The organism is Solimonas soli DSM 21787, from assembly GCF_000474945.1.
GTDB classification, from domain to species: domain Bacteria; phylum Pseudomonadota; class Gammaproteobacteria; order Nevskiales; family Nevskiaceae; genus Solimonas; species Solimonas soli.
This window is the reverse complement of sequence record NZ_KI440840.1, coordinates 1-23173: the sequence shown is the minus strand read 5'-3', so window position 1 is coordinate 23173 and position 23173 is coordinate 1. Positions and strand designations below refer to the sequence as shown.

15 protein-coding genes and 1 pseudogene are annotated in these 23173 nt (G+C 71.7%); 7 read left to right on the top strand and 9 right to left on the bottom strand.

The features are described from left to right. Positions 1 to 485 precede the first annotated feature (485 nt). Complete coding sequence (locus K344_RS22605) at positions 486 to 1868, bottom strand: sensor histidine kinase (protein WP_051362427.1); 1383 nt, start codon at positions 1866 to 1868, stop codon at positions 486 to 488. Beyond that, positions 1865 to 2536, bottom strand: a complete 672-nt coding sequence (locus tag K344_RS0118985; protein ID WP_028081998.1) for a response regulator — start codon at positions 2534 to 2536, stop codon at positions 1865 to 1867. Before K344_RS0118985 ends, K344_RS22605 begins: the two co-directional genes overlap by 4 nt. 126 nt (positions 2537 to 2662) lie before the next feature. On the opposite strand from K344_RS0118985, the gene K344_RS22600 reads away from it, so the two are divergent. The 4 genes from K344_RS22600 to K344_RS0118965 are packed head-to-tail and all read left to right on the top strand — an operon-like array spanning position 2663 to position 9941. After that, a complete protein-coding gene (locus K344_RS22600) occupies positions 2663 to 4000 on the top strand; it encodes a TolC family protein (protein WP_051362426.1) in 1338 nt (445 codons plus the stop codon). Positions 4001 to 4007: 7 nt separating this feature from the next. After that, complete coding sequence (locus tag K344_RS22595) at positions 4008 to 5180, top strand: efflux RND transporter periplasmic adaptor subunit (RefSeq protein WP_169729329.1); 1173 nt, start codon at positions 4008 to 4010, stop codon at positions 5178 to 5180. A gap of 8 nt (positions 5181 to 5188) precedes the next feature. Next, positions 5189 to 8275, top strand: a complete 3087-nt coding sequence (locus K344_RS22590) for an efflux RND transporter permease subunit (RefSeq protein ID WP_051362424.1) — start codon at positions 5189 to 5191, stop codon at positions 8273 to 8275. Positions 8276 to 8285: 10 nt separating this feature from the next. Continuing rightward, positions 8286 to 9941: a phosphoethanolamine transferase gene (locus K344_RS0118965; RefSeq protein WP_084197628.1), complete on the top strand. Its 1656-nt coding sequence runs from the start codon at positions 8286 to 8288 to the stop codon at positions 9939 to 9941. Positions 9942 to 10314: 373 nt separating this feature from the next. Here the strand turns inward: K344_RS0118965 and K344_RS0118960 are convergent, their stop codons facing one another. The 5 genes from K344_RS0118960 to K344_RS0118940 all read right to left on the bottom strand — a co-directional run bounded on the left by K344_RS0118960 (position 10315) and on the right by K344_RS0118940 (position 15798). Then, positions 10315 to 11028, bottom strand: coding sequence for a 2OG-Fe(II) oxygenase (locus K344_RS0118960; protein WP_028081996.1), 714 nt, complete (start codon positions 11026 to 11028; stop codon positions 10315 to 10317). Continuing rightward, complete coding sequence (locus K344_RS0118955) at positions 11025 to 11807, bottom strand: DNA-3-methyladenine glycosylase family protein (protein WP_028081995.1); 783 nt, start codon at positions 11805 to 11807, stop codon at positions 11025 to 11027. The genes K344_RS0118960 and K344_RS0118955 overlap by 4 nt, the downstream gene beginning before the upstream one ends. Before the next feature lie 19 nt (positions 11808 to 11826). Further along, complete coding sequence (gene ada / locus K344_RS0118950) at positions 11827 to 12906, bottom strand: bifunctional DNA-binding transcriptional regulator/O6-methylguanine-DNA methyltransferase Ada (RefSeq protein WP_028081994.1); 1080 nt, start codon at positions 12904 to 12906, stop codon at positions 11827 to 11829. A 172-nt stretch (positions 12907 to 13078) separates the two neighbouring features. Then, a complete protein-coding gene (locus K344_RS0118945) occupies positions 13079 to 14698 on the bottom strand; it encodes a phytoene desaturase family protein (protein WP_028081993.1) in 1620 nt (539 codons plus the stop codon). Beyond that, complete coding sequence (locus K344_RS0118940; protein ID WP_028081992.1) at positions 14695 to 15798, bottom strand: SMP-30/gluconolactonase/LRE family protein; 1104 nt, start codon at positions 15796 to 15798, stop codon at positions 14695 to 14697. The genes K344_RS0118945 and K344_RS0118940 overlap by 4 nt, the downstream gene beginning before the upstream one ends. Positions 15799 to 16078: 280 nt before the next feature. On the opposite strand from K344_RS0118940, the gene K344_RS0118935 reads away from it, so the two are divergent. Then, complete coding sequence (locus tag K344_RS0118935) at positions 16079 to 17728, top strand: AMP-binding protein (RefSeq protein WP_028081991.1); 1650 nt, start codon at positions 16079 to 16081, stop codon at positions 17726 to 17728. 834 nt (positions 17729 to 18562) lie between these two features. Then, positions 18563 to 18994, top strand: coding sequence for a GNAT family N-acetyltransferase (locus K344_RS0118930; RefSeq protein ID WP_028081990.1), 432 nt, complete (start codon positions 18563 to 18565; stop codon positions 18992 to 18994). Between the two features lie 5 nt (positions 18995 to 18999). Here the strand turns inward: K344_RS0118930 and K344_RS0118925 are convergent, their stop codons facing one another. Both K344_RS0118925 and K344_RS0118920 read right to left on the bottom strand, forming a co-directional pair. After that, complete coding sequence (locus tag K344_RS0118925) at positions 19000 to 20433, bottom strand: purple acid phosphatase family protein (RefSeq protein WP_028081989.1); 1434 nt, start codon at positions 20431 to 20433, stop codon at positions 19000 to 19002. Further along, complete coding sequence (locus tag K344_RS0118920; RefSeq protein WP_084197627.1) at positions 20430 to 22601, bottom strand: TIM-barrel domain-containing protein; 2172 nt, start codon at positions 22599 to 22601, stop codon at positions 20430 to 20432. The genes K344_RS0118925 and K344_RS0118920 overlap by 4 nt, the downstream gene beginning before the upstream one ends. 380 nt (positions 22602 to 22981) lie before the next feature. On the opposite strand from K344_RS0118920, the pseudogene K344_RS0118915 reads away from it, so the two are divergent. After that, positions 22982 to 23173 (top strand): annotated as a pseudogene (locus tag K344_RS0118915) (IS110 family transposase); the annotation flags it as partial.

The following is a 23173-nucleotide window of genomic DNA, read 5'->3' as shown; positions in this document are numbered from 1 at the left end:
GGGCGCCTGCACCGCGCACCGAACCCGCAGCGCGCGCCGCGGCACCCTCCTCACCCAAGCCTCTCCTCCCCGTGGGAGGAGAGGGCTCGAAGAAGCGCGCCGCACTTTCATCTTCCAACTTCTCTACGACCGCTGCAGTCGCTCGACGCCGGACAGCTTGGCGAGCGCGTCGCGCCCCATCGCCGGGGAATGCCGACGCGCCGGCGCGGCGCCACGGTGGTCGGCACGGCCAGCGAGGCGAACCACGACCACCTGCGCGAGCCGGGCGCGATCCGGTCGCCTACGGCGCGGGGCTGGTCGACCGCGTGCGCGCCGTCGATGTGGTGCTCGACGCGATCGGCGGCGAGGCACTCCACGCGTCGGTCGCGCTCGGCATCGATCGCGGCCGCATCGCCACGCTCTGCGAACGCGCACGGCGCGCAAAGCCTCGGCCCGCGCGTGCTGCGGCCGCGACGCTCGCTCGCGGTGCTCAACGAGCCCGTCGATCACTGCGCGGCCGGCGGCAGCAACAAACGGATCGCGGCACCGGGCCGGTGCGCCGTCAGCTGCTCGGCGTCGCCGTGCTGCGCGCGCAGCAGCTCGCGGACGATGGCGAGACCGAGGCCGGCGCCGCCGGCGCCGCTGTGATCGCCGCGCGCGAAGCGCGCGAACAGCGTCGGCTGCAGGTTCGCCGCGATGCCGGGACCGTTGTCGGCGACGGTCAGGCTCGGACGGCCGTCGATCTCCTCGACGATCAGCCGCACCACGGCGCCGCTGCCGGCGTAGCGGCGCGCATTGTCGAGCAGGTTGTCGAGCGCCTCGGCGAGCAGCAGCGGCCGGCAGCGCGCGCGCAGCGCGCGCGGCGCCTCGAGCTGCAGTTGCTGGCCGCACTTGAGCATGCGCGGCGCCCATTCGGCGCCCTGCGCGGCGGCGAAGTCGGCGAGGTCGAGGGTTTCGATCGGCGTCAGCGCCTGCGTCGCCTCGGCATCGGCGCGCGCCAGCGACAGCAGCTGCGTCGCCAGCCGCGAGGCACGCTCGACGCCGGCCTGCAGGTCGCGCAGCGTCGCCTGGTCGGGCGCCGCGCCGCTGCGCAGGATTTCGCCGAGCGCGAGCTGCAGGCCGGTCAAGGGATTGCGCAGCTGATGCGCGGTATCGGCGACAAAGCGGCGCTGCGTGTCGACCATGCCGTTGAGGCGCGCGAGCAAGGCGTTGAGCGTGCGCAGCAGCGGCTGGATCTCGACCGGTCCGTCCTCCGGAAACGGCTCCAGCCGCAGCGGGTCCTGGCGCGCCAGCGCGGCGCCGAGCGCGTCGAGCGGCGCCAGCGCGCGGTCGACGCCGACGTTGAGCAGCGCGATCGCCACGCCGGCCAGCAGCAGCGCCGGCAGCAGGGCCGCGAACAGCAGCTCGCCGGCCAGCACGCGGCGCTTGCGCAGCGTCTCGGTGACGACGATGGTCACGAAGCCGCCATGCGGCTGCTGCGCGCGCTGCCAGACCGCGCGCACGGCGTAGCCATCGACAGTGGCGTCGTAGAGCAGCGGGCCGTCGCCGTGCATCTGCGCCGGCATCGGCAGATCGGCGCGGCCGGCCAGCACGCCGCCGCCGTCGGCGACCATGAACTGCACGTCGTCGGTCTCGTCGAAGCGCACCTCGCGCTCCAGCGCCTGCAGCACGTCGGCATCGTCGAAGTGCTGGCCGATGCCGACCGCCGCCGCCAGCGAACCGGAGGCATCGCGCAGCCAGGCGTCGAACACGCGATCGGCGACCTGCCGCGCCAGGACGTAGGAACCCAGCGCGGCGGCGCCGATGATCAGGGTGACGATCAGCAGCAGGCGCTGGCGCAAGCGGCCGTGCAGCGTGCGCGTCGACCACCACGACGGCGCGCGCGTCATGCGTCCTCGCCGCTGAGCAGATAGCCGAAGCCGCGCAGGGTCGCCAGCGTCACGCCGCGCGCCGCGCCGAGCTTGCGCCGCAGCCGGTGCACGAGCACCTCGATCGCCGCGTCGGACAGCGATTCGTCCCAGCTGCACAGCTGCTGTTCGATCTGCGCCTTGCTGACCACGCGGCCCTGGCGCATCAGCAGCAGTTCGAGCAGGGCGTACTCGCGCGGCGTCAGTTCGAGCGCCTGATCGGCGATCAGCGCGCTGCGCTGCTCGCGCCGCAGCGCCAGGTCGCCGACGCGCAGTTCGGCGGCGGCACCGGCGCCGGCGCGGCGCGTGACGGCGCGGATGCGCGCTTCGAGCTCGACCATCTCGAACGGCTTGATCACGTAGTCGTCGGCGCCGAGATCGAGGCCGAGCGCGCGGTCGGTGGCGCGATCGCGCGCGGTCAGCGCGATCACCGGCAGCGGATCGCGGCGCGCGCGGACGTCGCGCAGCAGCTGCAGGCCGTCGCCGTCCGGCAGGCCGAGATCGAGCAGCACCAGCGCGTACTCGCCGTCGAGCGCCGCCTCGGCCTCGCGCAAGGTCTGCGCGCGGTCGACGACATGACCGCCGCGGCCGAGCGCCGTCACCAGCGTGTCGGCGATCAGGCGATCGTCCTCGACCAGCAGGATGCGCACGGTCCGTCCTCAGCCGGTCGCCGCCGTGTGCCGGCCGTCGCCCATCGCCGCGTCCTCTGCTCCTCGCCGGATTGCCATCGCGCGCCTTGAAAGCTTCCCGTAAGCCGGGCGCCGAATGATAGCCCGATGCCGAACCCGCGCCTCCTCCATCGCCGCCGCCTCCGTCGCGCGCTCGTCGCGCTCGCGCTGTGCGCCGCCGCGCCGGCGGCGGGCGCGGCGCCGGCCTGTCCGATCGGCGCGCTGTCGCTCGACGCGGCGCTCGAACGCGCCGCGCGCGACAATCCGGATCTCGTGCGCGCGCGCACCGCGACCGGCGCCGCGCAGGCCGGCGTGACGATCGCCGGCGAACGTCCGAACCCGACGCTCAATGCCGGCGTCACGCAGTGGGACCCGCGCGCGAAGTCGCGCGGCGACGGCATCGCCGAGCAGCCGCTGTATGCGTCCGTGCAGCTGCAGCAGCTGATCGAGCGCGGCGGCAAGCGCGACGCGCGCCTGCGCCAGGCGCACGCGGCGGCCGATGCCGCCGACGCCGATCTGGCCGACCTGCAACGCCGCGTCGGCGCCGCCGTGCGCGGCGCCTACTACGACCTCAAGCTCGCGCAGGCGCGCGCCGCGGCGCTGCGCGCGATCGCCGATCTGCAGCAGCAGTCGCTGGACGCCGCCGGGCAGCGCCTGCGCACCGGCGACATCTCGGCGATCGATCGCGCGCGCCTCGCGATCGAAGCGCTGAAGGCCGACGGCGAAGCGCAGCAAAGCGAGGCCGACGCGGTCGGCGCGCGCCTGGCGCTCGGCGGCCTGCTCGGCTGCGAGGCGACGGCGCCGCTGAGCGCCGACGATGCCTGGCCGGGCCTCGATGCGCAGGCCGGCCCGACGCCGGGCGGCGGCGAGCGCGCCGACGAGGCGGCCGACGCGCTGCGCGCGAAGGCCGCCGATGCCGCGCTGGCGCTGGCGCGTGCGCAGACGCATCGCGACGTCACGCTCGGCGTCGAGTGGGATCACGACCCGCGCCAAGCGCCGAACATGGCCGGCCTCACGCTCAGCGTGCCGCTGTTCCTGGCGCACCGCTACGAAGGCGAGATCGCGCAGGCGCGCGCGCAGCGCGACGACGCCGAGGAAGCCGCCGCGCAGACGCGGCTCGCCGCCGCCGCCGAGCGCAGCGCCACGCAGAACGCACTGAACGCCGCCGCCGCGCAGCGCCGGCGCATGCTCGACGACGTGCTGCCGCAGGCCGAGGACGCGGCGACGGCGGTCGAATACGCCTACGCGCACGGCGCCGCGCCGCTGCTCGACCTGCTCGATGCGCGGCGCACGCTGCGCGCCGCGCGCCTGGATGCACTGAGCGCGCAGCACGATTACGCGCAGGCGCTCGCCGCACGCGATGCGGCCTGGGCCCGCTACACCGCCGACGACGCGCCGGCGACGGTCGTGGCGTCGACGCCGACCCGCCTGTCCGGCTCGCCATGAGACCGCCATGAAATCACTGCCCCTGATGCCGATGCTGCTGGTCGCCGCCGTGCTCGCCGCCGCCACGGCGATCGCCATCGGCGCCGCACGCCAGCCGCCTGCGGCGGACGCCGCCGACGCCACGCATGTCGAAGGCGACAGCGTCACCCTGCCGCAGGCCTCCGCCGCCCTGCTGCAGACGGCCGTCGTGCACGCCGCCAGCGGCGCCGCGCCGACCCTGCCCGGCCGCCTGGTCTGGGACGAGGATCGCACCGCGCGTGTGCTGACGCCGTTCGCCGGTCGTGTCGTGCAGATCCTCGCCAGGCCGGGCGATCGCGTCGCCGCCGGCCAGACGCTGGCGGTGCTGATGTCCGCCGACTTCGGCACGGCGCAGGCCGACGCGCGCAAGGCGCAGGCGGTGCTGCGCGTTGCCGAGCGCAACTGGCTGCGCCAGCAGGATCTGCTCTCGCACGGCATCAGCGCGGCGCGCGACGTCGACCAGGCCGAGGCCGATTTCCTGGCGGCGAAGGCCGAGTACGAGCGCGCGCAGGCGCAGCTGCGCCTGATCGGCGACGGCGGCGCGGCGATCGACCAGCGCCTGCCGCTGAAGAGCCCGGTCGCCGGCGTGGTCGTCGAGCGCGCCATCAATCCCGGCCAGGAGCTGCGGCCCGATCAGGACGGCGCGCCGCTGTTCGTCATCACCGATCCGGATTCGCTGTGGGTGGAGCTCGACGCCACCCAGGCCGATGCGCTGGCGCTGGCGCCGGGCGCGACGCTGCAGCTGCGCGTGCCGCAGCTGCCGCAGCAGCGCTTCGCCGCGCAGCTGACCGAGATCGGCCAGTTCTTCGATCCGCAGACGCGCAGCGTGCGCCTGCGCGGGCGCTTCGACAACCACGCCGCGCATCTGCACGGCGGCACCTACGTGACGGCCGAGCTGCCGGTGACGGCGGCCGCCGCGCCGAGCGCGCCCGCCTCCACCGCCTTCCTCTACGGCAGCGACTACTACGTGTTCGTCGCCGACGGCGAGCGGCGCTACACGCGGCGCAAGGTCGACGTCGAGCTGTCCGGCGACGGCGAAGTGCGCTTCCGCGCCGGCGTGCGCGACGGCGAGGTGCTGGTCGCCGACGGCGCGCTGTTCCTCGAACGCATTCTCGAACAGAACGACAGCGCGCGGGCCGACGCCGCGCCGCACGCCGGCTGAAACGCTCCATGATCGCAGCCCTGGTGCGCGGCTCGCTGCGGCAGCCGCTGTTCGTGATCGGCGCGGTCGCGCTGTTCGTGCTGGCCGGCATCGCCGCCTTCCGCGGTCTGCCGGTCGAGGCCTTCCCCGACGTCTCCGACATCCAGGCCACCGTCATCACGCAGTATCCGGGACGCGCCGCCGAGGAAGTCGAGCAGCAGGTGACGATTCCGCTGGAGATCGCGCTGTCCGGCCTGCCGCACGCGGTGCGCATGAACTCGCACACGCAGTTCGGCCTGTCGTACATCGTCCTCACCTTCGACGACAAGCCGCGCGACATGGAAGTGCGCCAGTACGTCGCCGAGCGCCTGCGCGACGTCGATCTGCCGCAGGGCGTCGAGCCCGAGCTGCAGCCGCTGTCGACGGCGATCGGCGAGATCTACCGCTTCCGCCTCGACGGCCACGGCCGCGACGCGCGCGACCTGCGCGGCATCGAGGACTGGACCGTCGAGCGTCGCCTGCGCCGCGTGCCCGGCGTCGCCGACGTGGTGACGATCGGCGGCCGCGAGCTGCAGTACGAGGTCAATCCCGACCTGCGCCGCCTGCGCGACCACGGCGCGACGCTGGCGCAGCTGTTCGACGCCCTGCAGCACGCCAACGGCAATGCCGGCGGCGGCGCGGTGACGCAGGGCGACCAGCAATACCTGCTGCGCGGCCTCGGCCTGTTGCGCACGCTCGACGACATCGGCGACGTGGTGATCGCCGCGCGCGACGGCGTCGCCGTGCACGTGCGCGACGTCGCCGAGGTGCGGCGCGGCGCGGCGCCGCCGCAGGGCATCGTCGGCGTCAACGATTCGGACGACGACGTCACCGGCATCGTCGTCATGCGCAAGGGCGAGAATCCCTCCGACGTGCTCGACGGCGTCAAGGGCGCGGTCGCCGAGCTCAACGCCGGCGGCCTGCCGCCGGGCGTGAAGCTGCTGCCGTTCTACGATCGCTCGTGGCTGATCGCGCGCACCCTGCACACGGTGTTCCACAACCTGCTCGAGGGCGCGCTGCTGGTGGCGGCGGTGCTGTGGATCTTCCTCGGCAGCTGGCGCGCGGCGCTGATCGTCGCCGGCGTCATTCCGCTGGCCCTGCTGGCGACCTTCATCGGTCTGCAGATGCTCGGCGTGCCGGCCAATCTGCTGTCGCTCGGCGCCATGGACTTCGGCATCCTGGTCGACGGCGCGGTGATCGTCGTCGAGAACATTTTCGTGCGCCTCGCGCAGCGACCGCACGGCAACAACACGCGCGAGACGGTGGCGGAAGGCGCGATCGAGGTCGGCCGGCCGACGCTGTTCTCGATGCTCATCATCATCGCCGCGCACATTCCGATCTTCGCGCTGCAGCGCCAGGAAGGCCGCCTGTTCGCGCCGATGGCGTACTCGGTGGTCGCCGCGCTGATCGGCTCGCTGATCTTCAGCCTGACGCTGGTGCCGCTGCTGTCCTGGCTCGGCCTGCGCAAGCAGCCGGCGCACGGCGACAACCGCCTGCTGCGCGCCTGCAAGCGCGTCTACGCGCCGGCCCTGCGCGGCGCGCTCGATCATCCGCGCCGGACGCTGGCGCTGGCCGGCCTCGCGCTCGCCGTCGCCGGCGTGGTCGGCGCCCGTCTCGGCAGCGAATTCCTGCCGGAGCTCAACGAAGGCACGATCTGGGTCAACTACACGATGCCGCCGTCGATCTCGGTCGACGAAGCGCGCGAGCAGCTGCACCGCGTGCGCGCGCGCCTGCGCCAGGTGCCGGAGGTAGACGTCGTGGTCAGCAAGGCCGGCCGCCCCGACGACGGCACCGATCCGAAGCTGATCAACAGCGTGGAGATTTTCGTCGGCCTGAAGCCCGAGGCGCAGTGGCGGCCCGGCTATGACAAGGACCGCATCGTCGATGAGCTGCGCGCGCAGATGGACGGCCTGCCCGGCGTCGACGCCAGCTTCTCGCAGCCGATCCGCGACAACGTGCTCGAATCGATCAGCCAGGTGGACGGCCAGATCGTCGTGCAGGTGTCGGGCGACGACCTCGGCGTGCTCGCCGACAAGGCCGAGCGCATGCGCGCGCTGTTCGCGCGCATCGCCGGCGTCGCCCACGCCGAGATCGACCGCGCCGGCGCGCTGCCGCAGTACCAGCTCGACATCGACCGCGCGCAGGCGGCGCGCTACGGCCTCAACGTCGGCGACGTCGAGGACGTGATCGAGACCGCGCTCGGCGGCCGCGAGGCGACGCAACTCTACGAGGGCGAGCGCCACGTCGCCGTGGTCGTGCGCCTGCGCGACGAGGACCGCGCGCTGCCGGCGCTGCGCGACCTGCTGGTGGCGACGCCGGCCGGCGCGCACGTGCCGCTGTCGGAGATCGTGCGGTTCAAGGCGGTCAGCGGCGCCATGGACATCTCGCGCGTCGACGGCCGCCGCACGGCGTCGATCGGCGTCTTCCTGCACGGCCGCGACATGGGCTCGGTGGTCGCCGACATGCAGGCCGCGGTCGCGCGCAGCATCGCCCTGCCGGCCGGCTACACGCTGCACTGGAGCGGCGAGTTCGAGAACCAGCAGCGCGCGATGAAGCGCCTCGCCGTGGTCGTGCCGATCTCCATCGCGCTGATCTTCGTGCTGCTGGCGCAGGCCTTCGCCGCGGCCGGCCCGGCGGCGCTGATCCTGCTCAACATCCCGCTGGCGCTGGTCGGCGGCATCATCGGCCTGGCCGTGCGCGGCATGCCGCTGTCGGTGTCGGCGGCGATCGGCTTCATCGCCCTCATGGGCCAGGCGGTGCTGAACGGCGTGGTGCTGGTCAGCCACTTCAACCAGCTGCGTCTCGAAGGGCTCGGTGCGCGCGAGGCCGTGCTGCGCGGCGCCGCCAACCGCCTGCGCACGGTACTGATGACCACGCTGCTGGCCATGCTCGGCCTGCTGCCGATGGCGCTGTCGACCGACATCGGCGCCGAGACGCAGCGGCCGCTGGCCACGGTGGTGATCTTCGGCCTGCTGTCGGCGGCGCCGCTGACGCTGTTCGTGATGCCGGTGCTTTACCTGCATCTGCTCGGCCGCCGCGCCCTGGCCGGCCGCCGGCCGGCGCCCGTCGGTGAATGAGAGGGACACCATGCGCCTCGCCTTGCCGATGTCCCGAGCCGGCGCCGCGCCGCGCCTGCCCGCGCTGCCCGGCTATGCGCTGAGCACCGCGGCCGCGCTGTTCATCACGCGGTTCGACAACGACCGCCTGTGGCGCCGTCTGCACGCCCTGCTCGGCGACGATGCGCACGCCCTGCTGCTGCGCACCAGCACGGCGCTGGTGATGGTGGCGGTCTACGTCGCGCTGTTCTCGCTGTGCGGCGGCCGCCGCACGCTCAAGCCGGCGCTGGCCATCGCGCTCGCCTTCAGCGCCGCCACCGCCTACTTCATCGACCGGTTCGGCACCGTCATCGACGCCGGCATGATCCGCAACGTCTTCGAGACCGATACGCGCGAGGCCGGCGAGCTGCTGACCGCGGATTTCGCCTGGTATCTGTGCGGCCGCGCGCTGCTGCCGATCACCCTGCTCATCGCCTGGCCGCTGGCCGAAGGCGGTGGCCGGGTGCGGCGCCTGCTTGTCGCGGGCGCCTGGTCGGCGCTGCTGCTGGCGAGCGCCGTCACCGCCCTGCTGACGCAGTTCAAGGACTTCGCGATCATCGGTCGCGAGCATCGCGAGCTCGCGCATCTGTTCAATCCCTTCTTCCCGGCGCAGTCGCTGCTCAAGTACGCGGGCAGCCAGGTGCCGCGCGCGGCGCTGCCGGTCGACCCGCTCGGCCGCGACGCGACACGGCCGGCGCCGCCGGCGGGCGCGCATCCGCAGGTCGTCGTGCTGGTGCTCGGCGAGACGGCGCGCGCCGCCGACTTCGGCATCGACGGCTACGTGCGCGACACCACGCCGCATCTCGCCGCGCTCGACGATCTGCTCAACTTCGGCCGCGCCACGTCCTGCGGCACGGCCACCGCGCAATCGGTGCCCTGCATGTTCTCGCTGCTCGGCCGCGCGCGCTGGAAGCCGGCGCCCGACGCGCAATACCTCAACGTGCTCGACGTGCTCGCGCACACCGGCGTCGACGCACACTGGCGCGACAACGACGGCGGCTGCAAGGGCGTCTGCGGCAGCGCCGAGACCGTCGATGTGACGAAGCACGGCCCCGCCGATCTCTGCGACGCCGCCGGCTGCCACGACGACATCCTGCTCGCCGACCTGCCGGCGCTGCTCGACGCCGCGCGCCGCGACACGCTGATCGTGCTGCACCAGATCGGCAGCCACGGCCCCGCCTACGCTCGCCGCTATCCCGCCGCGTACCGCCGCTACCTGCCCGCCTGCGAGAGCGCCCAGCCGCAGAACTGCGCGCACGACGAACTGGTCAACGCCTACGACAACACCATCGTCTACACCGATCACATCCTCGACGCCGTGCTCGACGCGCTGCGTGCCCGCGGCGAGCGGCTCGACGCGGCGATGATCTATCTCTCCGACCACGGCGAGTCGCTCGGCGAGAACGGCCTCTACCTGCACGGCTTTCCCTACGCGCTGGCGCCGATCGAACAGAAGCAGGTGCCGTTCGTCGCCTGGCTGAGCCCCGAGCTGCAGAAACGCCAGGCGCTGCGCATGGACTGCGCGCGGCAGCAGGCGCGCAAGCCGCATTCGCAGGACGATCTCGCGCCGCTGCTGCTCGGCCTGTTCGGCGTGCGCAGCGCCGCATACCGGGCGGACCTCGACCCGCTGGCGGCGTGCCGCGCTTGAGGATCGGCCCGGCGCAGGAACTTGCGTGCAGGTTCGATGAAAGCGGGCGGCAGCGGCGCAGTGCATGCCGCCTTTCGCGAACGCCGGCACGCGACAGGCGGGATGCACCCGCGCAGACTGGATTCCCGCCTTTGGACAGGCTCGGGACACGGCCTTCGCGGGAACGGCGGCATCTTTAAATCTCCGCAGGATGTCCTAAAGCGCGCATACCAAAATGAATTCCCTCTCCCCGGCGAATGTCGGGGGAGAGGTTAGGGTGAGGGGGCGGTGGATCGAGCAGTGCGGCGAGCGTGTATCCCCTCACCCTCACCCTCTCCCCCATCGCTTCGCGATGAGGGAGAGGGAATCATCTTGTTACACGCCCTGAGCGCACCTACGCCGCGTCATGCAGCACCAGGCCCAGCGTGTGCCGCCGCCCTGCGTGCACGCGGCTGACGCCGTGGCGCAGCTGCGTGCGATACCAGCCGCGCGTGCCTGCGACCGGCCGGTGATGGACGGCGATGATCGCCGCGCCGCCGGCCGGCACGTCGAGCACGCGCGCGATCGACTGCAGGCGCGGCCGCTGCTCGACGAGCACCAGTTCGCCGCCGCGGAAATCGATCCCCGGTTCGCTGAGCTGGAACACCAGCTGCAGCGGGAACCGCCATGCGCCGTACAGATCCTGATGCAGGCAGTTGTAATCGTCGGCGCCGTAGCGCAGCAACAGCGGCGTCGGCCGCGTCTGTCCGGCGCCGTGGCAGCCGGCGAGGAAGGCATCGAGCCGCGGCGGATAGCGCGCGGCCTCGCCGAGTTTTTCCGCCCAGGCGTTCGCCAGCGGCGCGAGCCGCTCATAGAACGCGGCGCGCAGGGCCTGCACCGCGGGCGGCAGGGGATAGGCGAAGTATTGATACTCGCCGCGGCCGAAGCCGTGGCGCTGCATGACGATGCGCGAGCGGAAACGCGCCGGCTCGTCGTATATCGCGATCAGTGCGGCGCGCTGCGCGGCGTCGAGCAGCGGCGGCGTCAGCGCGTGGCCTTCGGCGTCGAGCCGCGCGTACAGCGCCGGCCAGTCGAGCGCGGCGACGGCGGCATCGAGGCTCGTGCTCATGGCGCCAGCGCCCACAGCAGCGTCGCCGCGTGGCCGCGATACGGCCGCCAGGCTTCGGCGCGGGCGCGCAGCGCCTTCGGCGTGGCGATGCCGGCGGCGCGCAGCAGGCCGATGTCGCTGTCGGGAAACGCATCGGCGTCACGGCCGAGGCGAATCGCCAGATAGGCGCGCGTCCACGGCCCGAAGCCGGGCTGCCGCGACAGGCGCTCGTTCAGCGCCGGCCAGGCGGCGTCGAGCGCGATGTCGCCGGCGGCGACGGCCGCGGCGAAGGCGCGGATCGCCGCGACGCGCGCGCCCGGCATGCCCAGCGCGTCGAGATTCGCGGCGGCCACGCGCGCCGGCGTCGGTTCGCCGCAGCGCGCCAGCAGCCGCGCCATCAGCGTGCGCGCCGCGGCGACCGTCACCTGCTGGCCGATCACGGTGCGCAGGCACAGCTCGAAGGCCGACCAGCAGCCGAGCGGCCGGAAGCCCGGACAGCGCGCGATGCGCGGCGCCAGCAGCGCGTCGCGCGCCAGCGCGGCGTCGATCGCATGGCCGTCGTGGCGCGGCGAGAACAGAGGCTCGACGCGGGCGCGCGCCGCCGCCCGCGTCATGCCCTGCGCTTCGACCTGCAGCGCGCCGCGCCGCGCGTCGTGCCGCACGCGCAGCGCATAGCCTTCGCCGCGGCGCTCGTAGCAGGCGTCGGCGATCCGCTCGTAGCCATCGATCAGCCGCATGTCGAGGTACGCGAGCAGCGCCGGCCACGGGAACGGCGCACGCGCCGCGATCGCGAAACGCACGACCGCATCGCGCGCCGCCTCACTGCGCGCCACGATGCGCGCGCTCCCGGTCGATCAGCACGCGCTTGCGCGCCAGACCCCAGCGATAGCCGGACAGCGAGCCGTCGCCGCGGATCACGCGGTGGCAGGGAATCAGCAGCGCGATGGTGTTGGTCGCGCAGGCGCGCGCCACCGCGCGCACGGCGGCCGGCCGGCCGATCGCCGCGGCGACTTCCGTGTATGAGCGCAGCTCGCCGTATGGAATCGTCTGCAGGTATTTCCACACTTCGAGCTGGAAGGCCGTGCCGCGCGTGTCGAGCGGCAGATCGAGATTCGGCCGCCGGCCTTCGAGGTGCTCGCCGAGCCGGCGCATCCATTCGTCGAACGTCGCCTGCTGCGCCGGCGGCATCGCGCTCGGCCGCGCCGCCGGATACTCGGCGCGCAAGGTGTCGAGCAGCGCCGCCTCGTCGTCGCCGAATTGCAGGAAGCAGATGCCGCGATCGGTCGCGCCGATCATCACCAGGCCCAGCGGCGTGCGGCCGCTCGCATATGAAATGGCGACGCCTTCGCCGCCGGCGCGGTACTCGGCCGGCGTCATGCCGAGCCGGCTGTCGATGTTCTCGTAGACGCGGCTGCCCGAGCCGTAGCCGGCGCCGTAGATCGCGTCGCTCACCGAAGCCGCGGCGCGCAGCTCGCGGCGCAGCGTCTTGAGGCGGCAGGCTTGCGCGTATTCCTTCGGCGACAGGCCGACGATGGCCTTGAAGCGACGCTGGAAGTGGAAGGGACTCAGTGCCGCGCGCCGCGCCAGTTCGGCGAGCGGCAGCTTTTCGCCGGCATGCGTCTCGATGTGGCGGCAGACCGCCGCGATGCGCGCCGCTTCGCCGTCGCCGGCGGCGTCGCGCGGCTTGCAGCGCTTGCAGGGGCGCAGGCCGTCGCGCTCGGCGGCCTCGGCGCTGTCGTAGAAGCGCACGTTCCGGCGCAGCGGCTGGCGCGAGGCGCAGGACGGCTTGCAGTACACGCCGGTGCTCCGCACGCCGTACCAGAAGCGGCCGTCCTGCGTCGCGTCGCGCGCCTGCACGGCCTGCCAGCGCTGCTCGTCCTGGTTCGTCGACTGGTTCATCTGATGCTCCGTCGCAGTGTATGCGGAGCACTGTAGGGACGCAGGGCGCGCGGCTATATCCGGAGCTTGCGCGGTCATTCGCGGCCGGCGCCCACCTCCCCGGGCCCCTCCCCCGCATGCGGGCGGAAGGGAACCATCGGCCCATGCCCGGCGCTCTTTCGGCGCGCGCGGCTCAGGAATCCTGCAGCAGCACGCGCGCGGCGTTGCGGCCGGGAGCGCCGCTGACGCCGCCGCCGGGATGCGCGCCGGCGCCGCAGAGATAGAGCCCGCGCAGCGGCGTGCGGTAGTCGCCCCAGCCCGGCACCGGACGGAAGCCGAACAGCTGATGCAGCGGCATGGCGCCGTGGAAGATGTTGCCGCCGGTCAGCGCGAAGCGGCGTTCGAGTTCGAGCGGCGACAGCACCTGACGATGCAGCACCGACGCGCGGAAGTTCGGCGCGTAGGCGCCGACCGCATCGATGCAGCGCTCGGCGAAGGCCTCGGCGCGCTCGTCCCAGTTGCCTTCGGCCAGCCGGTAGGGCGCGTACTGCACGAACAGCTGCGCGATGTGATGGCCCGGCGGCGCCAGCGTGCGGTCGACCGAGGTCGGCAAGGTCAGTTCGACGACCGGCTCGCGCGACGGCTCGCCGAGCCGCGCGTCGGCGTAGGCGCGCTCGATGTAGTCGAGCGTCGGGCTGATGTGAATGGTGCCGCGATGCTGCGGACCGACCGCGTCCTTGCCGGGCCGGCAGCTGAAGTCCGGCAGCTCGGACAGCGCGAGATTGATCTTCATCACCGCGCTGGAATAGTCGATGCGCTCGGCCGCCGCGCGGAACGCGGCCGGCAGCGCATCGGCGCCGAGCAGCTGCAGGAAGGTCACGGCCGGCGTCGCGTTGGAGACGATGCGCGGCGCGGCGATGCGCTCGCCGCTGGCCAGGCGCACGGCCAGCGCGCGGCCGCCGATGTGCTCGATCTGCGCGACCGGCGCGCCGGTGCGGATCGTCACGCCGGCGTGCTCGGCGCTGCGGCGCAGCGCCGCGGACAGCGCGCCCATGCCGCCTTCGACGTAGCCCCAGACGCCGCGCGCGCCGCCGGCGACGCCCATGACGTGATGCAGCAGCACGTAGCCGGTGCCGGCCGCCGAGGGCGGCGCCATGGCGCCGATGATCGCATCGGTCGCCAGCGTCGCGCGCAGCGCTGCGGATTCGAACCAGCGTTCGAGGATCGGCGTGGCCGGGCCGGTCAGCAGTTCGAGCGCGGTCGGCAGATCGTCGCCCAGTGTCTTCAGCGAACGATGGAAGCGCAGCGCGCGCCGCAGATTGCGCCACTGCTCGAGGAAGCCGCGGCGGCGGAGGTTGGCCGGCAGCGGCAGCAGCTCCGGCGGAATGTCTTCGAGCACCGGCTCCAGCGCTTCGGCGATGCGCGTGAGCCAGGCTTCGTAGCGTGGATAGGCGTCGGCATCGCGCGCCGAGAACCGCGCGATCTCGCGGCGATTGAGTTCGGCGTCCGGCCCCATCAGCAGCGAGCGGCCGTCCGGCAGCGGCGTGAACGAGGACGGATTGCGCGGCAGCACCTGGTAACCGTGGCGCGCCAGCTCCAGCTCGCGCTCGACGTCGGGCAGCAGCAGCGAAATCAGATACGAAGCCGTCGAGGCGCGATAGCCGGGCGCGATCTCCTCGCTCACCGCCGCGCCGCCGACGATGTCGCGGCGTTCGAGCACCAGCACTTTCTTGCCGGCACGCGCCAGATAGGCGGCACAGACCAGGCCGTTGTGGCCGGCACCGATGACGATGGCGTCCCAAGCCGTCGTCATGGCGTCGTCGGCGGCGTGAAGGGCGGCAGCTGCATGCGGCCGAGCGCGGTGTCGCTGAGGCTGCCGAAGTAGAGCGTGGGGCCGAGCGCTTCGACGCTGGTGATCGGGCCGTAGGGACGCGGCGCGCGCTGGTCGGCCGGGTCGCCGCGGTACTGCAGGTCGCGGACGATGTGGCCGTCGCGGTCGATCAGCAGGACCCAGCTGCGCAGCACGGGCCGCGGACGCAGCAGCGCCGGCAGGCGATAAGCGAGCTTGCGCAGGGCCGGCCGGCCGGACATCGCGTCGAGCGTGCGGTCGCGCGGCGCGTAGAGCGCGAGCCAGACGCGCTCGTGCGGATCGATGCTGAGATTGTCGGGGAAGCCGGGCAGATCGTCGATGAAGATTTCCTTCCGGCCGGCCTTCTCGCCCTTCAGCCAGTAGCGCCAGATGCGGTATTCGGCGGTTTCCGACACCAGCAGGTAGGCGGCGTCCGGCCCGAGCGCGATGCCGTTGGCGAAGTGCAGGCCGCGCATCAGCGTGGTCGTCGTGCCGGTGCCGGGGTCGTAGCGCAGCACGCGGCCGCTGTCGCCGTGCTCGAGCATGTCGGCCATCAGCCCGTCGATGCCGAAGCGCGCCGAGGCGTCGGTGAAGTACAGCGCCGGATCGGCATCGGACTGGTCGACGTCGTCGGTGAACCTGAAGGGCTGGCCCTCGGCCGCGGTGCCGAGCACGCGCACCACGCCGCCCGGCACGATCTGCAGCAGGCCGCGGTCGGCGTCGGCGACGAACACGCCCTTGCTGCCGACGCTCACGCCGAGCGGCCGCCCGCCGGTATCGGCGAGCCGCTCGGCGTTGCCGCCGTCGGCGTCGAAGCGCATCACGCGGCCGTCGTCGTAGCCGGCGTAGAGGCGGCCCTGTGCGTCGACGGCAATGCCCTCGGGACCGCGGCCGACACCGTCGGCGAGGCGCTCGATGCCGCGCAGCCGGTCATTGGCCGGATACGCCGTCTCCGGCGGCGCTTCCGGCGCCTGCCAGGCCCGCGGCGCGATCGGCACCGGCCACAGGACGAGATACGCGGCGAGCCCGGCGAGCAGCAGCAGCACACTGAGCCCGATCTTCATGCGATCTCTCCGCCGCCGCGGTCATGGTGAGCGGCCATTCTGCGAATCGCCGGGCGGCTTGCCAAGCCGCGCGGCGAACCACCCCCGCCCGCGGCGAAGATGGCTACAATCCGCCGGACCCGGGCCGCGCCGCGTCTCCCCCACCGCCGCGTACCGCCCAGCAAGACCGCCCACGGATCCGCAGCGATCGGATTCGCGCCCGAAGCGGCCCGGCCGCACCGCGCCGCGCCCGAAGCCGTTCGCCGGTCCTGCATCCGCATATTGAAACTGAGGAGTGCCGATGTCTCTCAAGAACCCGGTCGAGATGCTGGTGAAGTGGGCCCAGGAGCAGCCGAACAAGCCCTGGCTCTACCAGCCGGTCGATGGCGTCTGGAAGAAATACACCTTCGCCGAATGCGAGGCGCAGGTGCGCGGCATGGCCACGGCGCTGCGCAAGCTCGGCCTGCCGCCCGGTTCGCGCGTTGCCATCACCGGCCGCAACACGGCGCACTGGGTGCTCGCCGATCTGGCGATCGCCATGGCCGGCTACGTCAGCGTCGGCCTCTATCCGAAGCAGTCGAGCGACGCGGTGAAGTTCATCCTCGAGCACTCGGAAACCAAGGCCGCATTCATCGGCCCGATGCCGGACTTCGACGAGTTCATGGCGGCGATGCCGGCGGGCATCATCAAGATCGGCTTTCCGTATGCCGGCGTGTCGGCCGTCGATCACCAGTGGGACGATCTGGTGCGCGCGTCCGAGCCGTTCGCCGGCTACCAGCCGCCGGCGCTCGACGCCATCCACACCCTGGTCTACACCTCGGGCACGACCGGCAACCCGAAGGGCGTGATCATCACCATGGGCAACGTGCTGTTCGCCGCCGAGGGCATGCTCAAGGCGATGCCGGCGAAAGGCCAGGAACGCTTCTTCTCCTACCTGCCGCTGGCGCACGCCTTCGAGCGCGGCGCCGTCGAGCTGGGCTCGATCTACTACGGCGCCGAAGTGTTCTTCCTCGAGAACCTCGACAAGCTCGCCGAACAATTGCCGGAAGTCTCGCCGACACGCTTCTTCGGCGTGCCGCTGGTCTACGGCCGCTTCCAGGCCGGCATCCTCAAGAAGCTGCCGCAGAAGAAGCTCGATCTGCTGCTCAAGCTGCCGATCGTTTCCGCGGTCATCAAGAAGAAGATCAAGACCACGCTCGGCCTGCAGAACGCGCGCTACATCATCGTCGGCGCCGCGCCGATGCCGATCCCGCTGATGATGTGGTTCGACAAGCTCGGCATCACCGTGCTGCAGGGCTACGGCATGACCGAGAACAACATCTACGCGACGGTCAACCTGCCGGGCGCCAACCGCTGGGGCTCGGTCGGCCGCGCGCAGCCGGGCGCCGACATGCGCGTCGCCGACGATGGCGAGATCCAGTTCAAGCACGCCGCCTGCACGCCGGGCTACTACAAGGACCCGGAGAAGACCGCCGAGCTGTACACCGCCGACGGCTGGCTGCGCACCGGCGACAAGGGCCGCATCGACGAGGACGGCTATCTGTACATCACCGGCCGCGTCAAGGACATCTTCAAGACGCTGAAGGGCAAGTACGTGGCGCCGGCGCCGATCGAAGGCGCCCTGTCGCGCGACACCGACATCGACCAGCTCTGCTTCGTCGGCACCGGCCTCAAGCAGCCGATCATGATCGTCACCCTGTCCGCCGACGCCGCCCGGAAGCCGCGCGCCGAAGTCGAGGCCGGCCTGCTCGCCGAGATGGACGCCGTCAACGCCACGCTCGAAGACCACGAAGCGATCGCCAAGATCATCGTCGCCAGGGAGCCGTGGACGATCGACAACAACATGATGACGCCGACCATGAAGGTCAAGCGCAACGAAGTCGAGAAGAAGTACGCCGCGCTGCTCGAGAAGCACGCGCCGAACTACAGCGAAAAGATTGTGTGGGAGTGAGCGCGGGATTTCGGCGAATGCCAGTGGCATTCGCCGCCGCGCGAACGGCCGGGGCTGGGGCCCCAGCCTGAGAAGGGGCTTTCGAGGACTGCCGATGGCAGTCCTCGCCCGGATCACGGATGGGGCTGGGGCCCCACCCGGAAGTCGGAATTTGAAGGCTTGCTCACGCCACCGCCGCTGAGCCCTCTCCTCCTATGGAGGAGAGGGCTGGGCGAGGAGGCCTCTCGGTACGCACCGCATCCACGGCGCGCGCCTCACCACCCACCTCCCCTGACCCCTCCCCCCGCAAGCGGGCGGAGGGGGAAAAAGAATGAACCGACGCACACCGCGCCGAGCCCTCCCATCCGAGCCCTCTCCTCCCTGGGGGGAGAGGGTTGGGGTGAGGAGGCGTCTCGGCGCGCACCGCGTCCACGGCGCGCGCCTCACCCCCCACTCCCCTCACCCCCGCAAGCGGGCGGAGGGAAAAGAATGGATCCCGCACACCAGCGCCGAGCCCTCTTCTCCTATGGAGGAGAGGGTTGGGTGAGGAGGCCTCTCGGTACGCACCGCGTCCACGGCGCGCGCCTCACCCCCCACTCCCCTCACCCCTCACCCCCGCAAGCGGGCGGAGGGGAAAAAGAATGAACCGACGCACACCGCGCCGAGCCCTCTCCTCCTGCGGAGGAGAGGGTTGGTGAGGAGGCCTCTCGGCGCGCACCGCATCCACGGCGCGCGCCGCACCACCCACCTCCCTCGCCCCTCTCCCCTGCAAGCGAGCGGAGGGCAGCTCGAGCCTCTCCGCCAGAACGAGAAGCGCGGACCATGCGGCCCGCATAAACGCGCTATGTTGCCGCCATGAACATGGACGTTCGCCCCGCAGGCCTCGACGACGCCCCGGCCATCGCCGCACTGTCCGGCATGTTCGGTTACGAGCCCGATGTCGATGCGCATACCGAACGGCTCGCCCAGCTGCTGAGCCGCCCCGAGCACGCGGTCTGGGTCGCCGAGCATGAGGGCCGCGTCGCCGGCTGGCTGCACGCCATGCTGCGTCTCTCGCTCGAAAGCCGGAGCTACATCGAGATCGCCGGCCTCGTCGTCGACCAAGGGTTACGCAGCCGCGGCATCGGCGCCGCGCTGCTGCGCGCGGCGGAACAGTGGGCGAAGGAGCGCGGCCACCACGAGATGCGCGTGCGCTCGAATGTCCTGCGCTCGCGCGCGCATGCGTTCTATGCCCGCGAGGGCTATGCCGAGACCAAGCAGCAGCGCGTGCTCGCGAAGCGGCTCTGAAGCCCTCAGCGCAGGCCGGCCTCGGCGAGATCGTGGCGGCGGTTGCGTTCGATCGTGTGCCGGATCATCGCGTCGTGGTCGAACGATGCATCGGCCATCGCCTTCGGCCGTGCGGCGGCGAAGCGGGCGCGCACCTCGGCCTTGCGCGCCGTCACGGTGAACTCGTCGATCACCGGCAGCTCGGTGCCTTCCGGTAGCCCCTCGAGCGCCTCGTTTTCGACCGCGTAGGTCTTCACGGTGATGGTGTCGCCGTCGACCGAGTAGACGGTGAAGCCGTGGCGCAGCAGCGCGACGGCGGACCACTCGTCGCGATCGGCGATCAGCTCGTACAGCGACTGGCCGCCGCCGCCCTGCGTGACCTGCACGTAGCCGTCGTCCTGGCGCTTGGCGCGGCCCATCGGATACGAACGCTCGTAGATGTGATCGTGACCGACGGCGAGGATGTCGACGCCGTGACGCAGCAGCATGCCTTCCTCGAGCAGCACCAGCGTGTAGTTCGCCGGATCGCGCCCTTCGCAGCTGGTCCAGATCGTGTAGTGCTGGACGAAGATGATGAAGTCGATCTCGCCGGCGGCGCGGCGGCGCGCGGCGTCGGCGAGGTCGGCGTCGAGCCAGGCGAGTTCGGCGAGCAGCTCGCCGGCACCGTCGAGGCCGTCGAGCAGCGAGCCGCCGGTGCTGAAGCAGAAATGCACCTTGCCGCAATCGAAACTGTAGTAGGTGCCTTTGCCGGGCTGCGCGACGCGCGAGCGGTAGCCCTCGCCGCCGCCGTCCTTGGCCTCGTGATTGCCGGGGCAGGTCATCAGCGGAATGCGCGAGGCGAGCGGATCGAGCATGTCGAAGTACTGGTCCCAGACCGCCTGTTCGCCGTTGGCGTAGGACAGATCGCCGGCGATCAGCACGAAGTCCGGCGCCGCTTTCTGCATGCCGCGCAGCACGGCGCGGCTGGCGTCCGACATGGCGTGATCACCGAAGTGCGCGAAGCGAAACTTCTCGACCGGCGCCGGCGGCAGCACGCGCACGTCCGACCAGCCGCCCGCCGCCGAGCCGACGCGGTAGCGGATCGCTTTCGCCGGATCGAGCCCGCTCATCGTCGCGCGATGCGTCCGCGCCTCGACGCCGTAGGTCGCCGCGCTCGTGCCTTCGACGCGGGCCGGCAGCGGCGCGCTGCCGATCTCGCACGCGCTCATGCCGTCCTCGACGGGTCCGTACTCGACGACGCTGCCCGGATCGCTGTTGCCGTCGGTGAACCAGCTGACGGTGCGCGTCGTCCGTGGATCGCCGGTCCAGCTGACGTGCAGCCCGCGCGGCGTCTGCGTGCCGGCCACGGGCGCCGCCGGCGTGCAGCCGCCGTCGCCGCTGCCGCAGCCCGGCAGGGCACCGCACAGCGGCGGCAGCAGTAGCGCGGGCGTGGACTTGAGCAGCATACGGCGCGTGATCACGGCAGTTCTCCGGCGGCAACACCGTCCGGCAGCGTGGCGCCGTCGCGGACGTAGAGAGGAAGTTTTTCAAGCCCGATCGTTTCGAGTCGCGTGAGCGGGCCTTCGTACATGGCGCCGCTCCAGAAATCACGCCATTTGCCGGCCGGCAGATAGACACTGCGCGTCGAAAGCTCGGCACCGTGCACGAGACGCGTCGCCGGCGCGACGAGCAGATCGTCGCCGAACAGGTACTCGTCGTCCGCCGCCACGGCTTTCGCGTCGCCGGGAACCGCGTAGGGCAGCGGACGCACGATCGGCGTTCCGTCGTCGAGCGTGCGCTTCGCCGCCGCCGCGATGTACGGCACGAGCCGGTCGTGCAGCGTCGCGTAGCGGCGATAGACGCGCACGGCACGTTCGCTGACCCACCATGGCGGCACCGGCGTCTGCATGATCGGCGACAGCGCGCCGAGCTGCGTCCAGCGGAGGTAGGTCGGCTCGTCCGGCGGCAGCAGCGGAATGCCGCCGGCCGCGTCGCCCATGTCCTGGCGCAGACCCGCGTAGCCGCCGATGTCGGCGCCGCTGAAGGCGAAGCCCGACACCGACAGCGAAAGCAGCGAGCGCAGCGCCTGCGTCAGCCCGGCCTCGCCGAGAAAGCTGCTGTTGTCGGCGGCCCAGTGCCCGGCCCATTGCGCCGAACCGTTCCAGCCGCCGCGTGCGAAGATCGCGAAGTCTCCGTCCGGCCGCTCGGCGCGGAAGGCCTCGAAGATTGCCTGGTGATAGCGGCCGATGTAGGCATTGTGGTTGAGGCGGTTCGGCAGGCCGTTGTGCCAGACCGAATCGTCGGAAAGGTCTTCCTCGCCGCGATCGACTTTGACGCCGTCGACGCCGCGGCGGATCAGGCGGCGCAGGCCGTCGCGCCACCACGCTTCGGCGTCCGCGTGCGTGAAATCGAGATGCGGATCGATGCCGCGCGCCGGGTAGTAGGTCGCATCGTTGCCGTCGCGGCGCGTGCCGGTGACGGTCCAGCCATTCTGCGTCGCCAGCGTCTGCGCGTCGCCGCTCACGAAGGGCGACAGCCAGACCATGAAGCGCACGCCCTTGTCGTGGACTTCCTCGATCAGCGCATCGGCGTCGGCGAAACGCGCCGGATCGAAATCGAAGCTCGCCTTGCCGGCGTCCCAGGGGTTGTCGAGCCAGACCGCGCCGAGCGGAATTCCGCGACTCTGCATGCCGTCGACCAGCGCACGCACCGTATCGCTCGTCGTGTCGCTGTCCTGCCACACCATCGGCCGCCACATCCAGTCCGGCGGCGACCATCGCGGGCGACCGACGCGCGCCGTGTGCGCGGCGACGATCTCGCGCGGCGTGCCGCGGTAGTACACGAGATCGAGCGCTTCGGCCTCGATCGTCACGCGCACCGCGTCCGCGCGTTCGTTGCCGCGCGCGAAGATGATCTCGCCGCGCGCGTCCGAATCGATTGCCGCGCCCCAGCCGCAAGGGCACCAGAAGAACGGCGCGGCGATCTCGTTCGTCGAACCTTCGCGATTCGATCCCGGGCCATGGCTGATCCACAGCGGCAGCGCGGTGCCGCGCAGATTGAACGAGGAGAAGCGCTGGCCGCCACCGAAATACGCGTCGCCCTCGCCGGCCCGCCAGACCGTCGACACCGCGACGACGGCCGTCGCCTTCGGCGCGTAGCGCAGGCGCAGCGTGCCGTCCTCGGCGAAGGTGATCTGCAGCGTCGCGCCGGCACCATCGTCGGTCTGCAACTCGACCGTCGCGGTGCGTTCCTGCGCGGAGACCGCCAGCGGCTTCACCGCCGCGTGCCATGCGTCGCCGACGCGATACGCATATGGCTGGTACGTCACCGTTGGCAGGCCCGGATAGGCCTTGTCGATGCCGTCCTGCCTGTCGTCGAACGTTGCGTAGTCGGGATTCTTCATCGCACCCGACGGCGCCGCGTCGGCGATCAGCGCCGCGCCATCCACGCTACGCCAGCGCAGCAGCAGCTGCGCACGGTCGATCTCGACGGTCGTCCTGCCGTCGCTGATCGTGTACTGCTGCGGCGTTTCGGACACGCGCAGCGGTGTCGGCAGATCGACACCGTCGCCCGATGAGCCGCCGCAGGCAGCAAGGCGCAGCAGACAAAGCAGCACCGCGTACAACCGTACGACGCTAAAGAATGACATGCAGACCCCGACCCTGAAGGCGCGCGTCCATGACCGGAACCGGACCTGCGCGCGCCGCGCGCCGCGGCGCGCGTCCCAGGCCCGCGATTGCAGCGGGCGCGGATGACAGAGAAGTGACGAGTCGGTGAAGCGATGCGACGAGGGTGGAATTTACTAGTGCGCTGAGCGCGCTTCAGGCAAAAACGATCGTCTTGTTGCCGTCGACGATCACGCGATCCTCGGCGTGCCAGCGCACGGCGTCGGCGGACTAGACAGTATGCCTTCCGCAGTCAGAGGCGCTGACCTCCGCGAAGGCCGTAACGCGGGTTAGCGAGTTGCCAGAGCCGCAGGAGCGAGCAAGCACTACGCTCATGGATCGGTTTCCTTGTGCGGAGGTCAGCATGGCAAACGATAGCACCGTCTTTGTGGGGCTGGATGTTCACAAGGACTCGATCATGGCGGCGTATGCCGTCGGTTCCGGTGACGTGCAAAGTGTGGGCCAGATCGGTGTTCTGGACCGTGACGTCGATCGTCTTTGCGTGCGGATGCAGAGCAAGGCATCGCGGGTCGTGTTCGTCTACGAGGCCGGCCCC

Bases quoted from the DNA above. Each gene is read 5' to 3' on its own strand.
- K344_RS22605 (WP_051362427.1), bottom strand. From the start codon at position 1,868: ATGACGCGCGCGCCGTCGTGGTGGTCGACGCGCACGCTGCACGGCCGC.
- K344_RS22600 (WP_051362426.1), top strand. From the start codon at position 2,663: ATGCCGAACCCGCGCCTCCTCCATCGCCGCCGCCTCCGTCGCGCGCTC.
- K344_RS22595 (WP_169729329.1), top strand. From the start codon at position 4,008: ATGAAATCACTGCCCCTGATGCCGATGCTGCTGGTCGCCGCCGTGCTC.
- K344_RS22590 (WP_051362424.1), top strand. From the start codon at position 5,189: ATGATCGCAGCCCTGGTGCGCGGCTCGCTGCGGCAGCCGCTGTTCGTG.
- K344_RS0118965 (WP_084197628.1), top strand. From the start codon at position 8,286: ATGCGCCTCGCCTTGCCGATGTCCCGAGCCGGCGCCGCGCCGCGCCTG.
- K344_RS0118960 (WP_028081996.1), bottom strand. From the start codon at position 11,028: ATGAGCACGAGCCTCGATGCCGCCGTCGCCGCGCTCGACTGGCCGGCG.
- ada (WP_028081994.1), bottom strand. From the start codon at position 12,906: ATGAACCAGTCGACGAACCAGGACGAGCAGCGCTGGCAGGCCGTGCAG.
- K344_RS0118945 (WP_028081993.1), bottom strand. From the start codon at position 14,698: ATGACGACGGCTTGGGACGCCATCGTCATCGGTGCCGGCCACAACGGC.
- K344_RS0118940 (WP_028081992.1), bottom strand. From the start codon at position 15,798: ATGAAGATCGGGCTCAGTGTGCTGCTGCTGCTCGCCGGGCTCGCCGCG.
- K344_RS0118935 (WP_028081991.1), top strand. From the start codon at position 16,079: ATGTCTCTCAAGAACCCGGTCGAGATGCTGGTGAAGTGGGCCCAGGAG.
- K344_RS0118930 (WP_028081990.1), top strand. From the start codon at position 18,563: ATGAACATGGACGTTCGCCCCGCAGGCCTCGACGACGCCCCGGCCATC.
- K344_RS0118920 (WP_084197627.1), bottom strand. From the start codon at position 22,601: ATGTCATTCTTTAGCGTCGTACGGTTGTACGCGGTGCTGCTTTGTCTG.